This window comes from Sphingomonas sp. (genome assembly GCF_035758555.1).
Taxonomy (GTDB): Bacteria; Pseudomonadota; Alphaproteobacteria; order Sphingomonadales; family Sphingomonadaceae; genus Sphingomonas_B.
This window is the reverse complement of sequence record NZ_DASTXI010000073.1, coordinates 1-2721: the sequence shown is the minus strand read 5'-3', so window position 1 is coordinate 2721 and position 2721 is coordinate 1. Positions and strand designations below refer to the sequence as shown.

The 2721-nt window shown below is 68.1% G+C and carries 3 protein-coding genes; all 3 read left to right on the top strand.

Annotation, left to right across the window (positions count from 1 at the left end):
• On the top strand, positions 1–1378 hold a 1378-nt coding region (istA, locus tag VFT73_RS04575), incomplete at its 5' end, for an IS21 family transposase (protein ID WP_326408983.1).
• 13 nt (positions 1379–1391) lie between these two features.
• Positions 1392–2153, top strand: a complete 762-nt coding sequence (istB, locus tag VFT73_RS04570) for an IS21-like element helper ATPase IstB (protein ID WP_326408982.1) — start codon at positions 1392–1394, stop codon at positions 2151–2153.
• Between the two features lie 232 nt (positions 2154–2385).
• Entirely contained in the window at positions 2386–2604 is a 219-nt protein-coding gene (locus VFT73_RS04565; protein ID WP_326408981.1) for a hypothetical protein, read from the top strand.
• Positions 2605–2721: the final 117 nt, after the last annotated feature.

Genomic DNA, 2721 nt, shown 5'->3' with positions numbered 1-2721 from the left:
GGTGCCGGCCGAGATTGACGACGCCGAGCTGGAGCGACGGCTGTTCACACCTGCCGGGTTCTACAAGGCGCCTACCCGGGTGATGCCCGACTGGAATCACGTCCACGCCGAGCTGCGGCGCCGCGGCGTCACGCTGCTCCTGCTGTGGGAGGAATACCGAGCCGGGCATCCGGACGGCTACGGCTATAGCCGGTTCTGCGATCTCTATATCGATTGGCGGCGCGGCGTCAGCGCGACGATGCGCCAGACCCACGTCGCCGGCGAGAAGCTGTTCGTGGACTATGCCGGCGACACCGTGCCGGTGTTCGATGGGGCGACCGGAGAGGAGCGGCCGGCGCACATCTTCGTCGCCGTGCTCGGCGCGTCGAACTACACCTACGCCGAGGCCCGCTGGAGCGAGGGGCTGGCGGACTGGATCGGGGCGCACGTCAACGCGCTCGCCTTCCTCGGCGGCGCGCCGAAGCTGCTGGTCTGCGACAACCTGCGCGCCGGCGTGACGACAGCTTGCCGCTACGAGCCCGGGATCAATCGTACCTACCAGGAGATGGCGGCCCACTACGGCGCGGCGGTGCTGCCGACCCGGGTCCGCCGTCCGCGTGACAAGGCGAAGGTCGAGGTCGCGGTGCTGATCGTCGAGCGGTTCATCCTGGCGCGGCTGCGGAACCGCCGCTTCCTGTCGCTCGGCGAGCTGAACGAGGCGATCCGCGAGGTGTTGGGCGACCTGAACGCCCGGCTGATGCGCAAGCTCAGTGCCAGCCGCCGGGAGTTTTTCGACACGATCGACCGGCCGGCGCTACTGCCGCTGCCGCCCGATCCCTACGCCTACGCCGAATGGCGGCGCTGCCGGGTCGCCCCCGACTACCACGTCGAGGTGCATGGCCACTTCTACTCCGTGCCGTCCCGGCTGATCCGCGAAGTGGTGGAAGCGCGCATCACCGACACGACGATCGAGGTCTTCCATGCCGGCCAGCGCGTCGCGGCCCATCCCCGGTCGGCGTTGAAGCGGCGGCACACGACGACACCGGAGCACATGCCGAGCGCGCATCGGCGCTACGCCAGCTGGACACCGGCGCGGATGCTGTCGTTTGCGGCGCAGGTCGGGCCGGGCACGGCGGCGCTGGTCGAGACCATCATGCGCACCAAGCCGCATCCCGAGCAGGGCTTCCGCGCCTGCCTCGGCATCCTGCAGCTGGCCAAGACCTATGGAGAGATCCGGCTGGAAGCGGCCTGCCAGCGCGGGCTGACCATCGGCGCGCGGACCTACGGCTCGATCGCTTCGATCCTCAAGACCGGTCTCGACCGGGCCTTCGACGAGACGGCGCCGGACGCGGCTCCCCTGCTGCACGCCAACATCCGCGGCCGTGGCTATTACCACTGAGAAGGAAGATCCGATGCTCCCCCATCCCACCCAGGAGCGCCTGCTCGCCCTCGGACTGACCGGCATGGCGAAGGCGCTCGACGACCAGCGACGACAGCCCGACATCGCGGCGCTGAGCTTCGAGGAGCGACTGGCGTTGCTGCTCGATCGCGAGACCATCGAGCGCGAGAACAAGCGGCTGGTGGCGCGTCTGCGGTTCGCCGCCTTGCGACAGGAAGCGGTCGTGGAGGACGTCGACCTACGAGCACCCCGCGGTCTCGATCGGGCGCTGTTCCAGAGGCTGGCCGTCGGCGATTGGATCGACCGCAAGCAGAACCTGCTGGTCATCGGCCCGACCGGCGTCGGCAAGTCTTGGATCGCCTGCGCGCTCGGCCACAAGGCGTGCCGCGACAACCGCTCCGTCGCCTATCACCGGGTGCCCCGGCTGCTCGAGGCGCTCACCTTGGCCCGCGGGGACGGCCGTTACGGACGGCTGTTGAAGACGCTCGGACGGGTGCAGCTGTTGATCCTGGACGACTGGGGCCTGGCGCCGCTCACCGGCGAGCAGCGGCGCGACCTGCTGGAGATCATGGACGACCGGCATGAACGCGGCTCGACCATCGTCACCAGCCAGGTGCCGGTCGACCACTGGCATGAGGTGATCGGCGATCCGACGATCGCCGATGCCGTGCTGGACCGCCTCGTCCACAACGCCCATCGCCTGCTGCTGAAGGGAGAATCACTCCGCAAACGAGCCGCCAAGGCATTGCTGCTTGACGCCGAAGCGGTCGCCTGACTCCATAGCTACGTCGACGACGGCTCTGTCCGGGATCGCTCGGAATCAGTGTCCGCCTTGGATCGGAATCAGCGTCCGCCTTCAATCGGAATCGCTGTCCGGCATCATCGGAATCCGCATGCGAGCGGCGCTGCCGCCCGGGATGTATCGTTCGGATCGCACTCCTGCCGACCCAGCCGGCTTGGTGGAGCTCTGGTCGTCGTGAGCCATCGGCGATGGGTCTGCATCGAGCATGAGCATCCTACAGCAGCTCTACGATTCCGAGATCAACGTCTGGATCACCTCGTTCTGGGACGACGGCTTCTACGTGCGCCTGGGCGACGAGATGAACGGCTTCCGCGCCGAAGGACGCTGCGACACTTGGGTCGACGTCGAGCGGTGGCTCGATCAGCAGGCGCGGCCGCACGACCCGGACAGCGCCGTGCCCGGGGCAGTTGATGTTTGCCGTTGACGAACAGACCGCCGAGGCGATCCGCCGGTCGTTCAACGAGAGCGGCGAACTCGCCGTCGTGCAGCACTCTCGGCCTTGTTGGCAGGCGGAGTGCGATCGCCAGCCGTTATGACCATC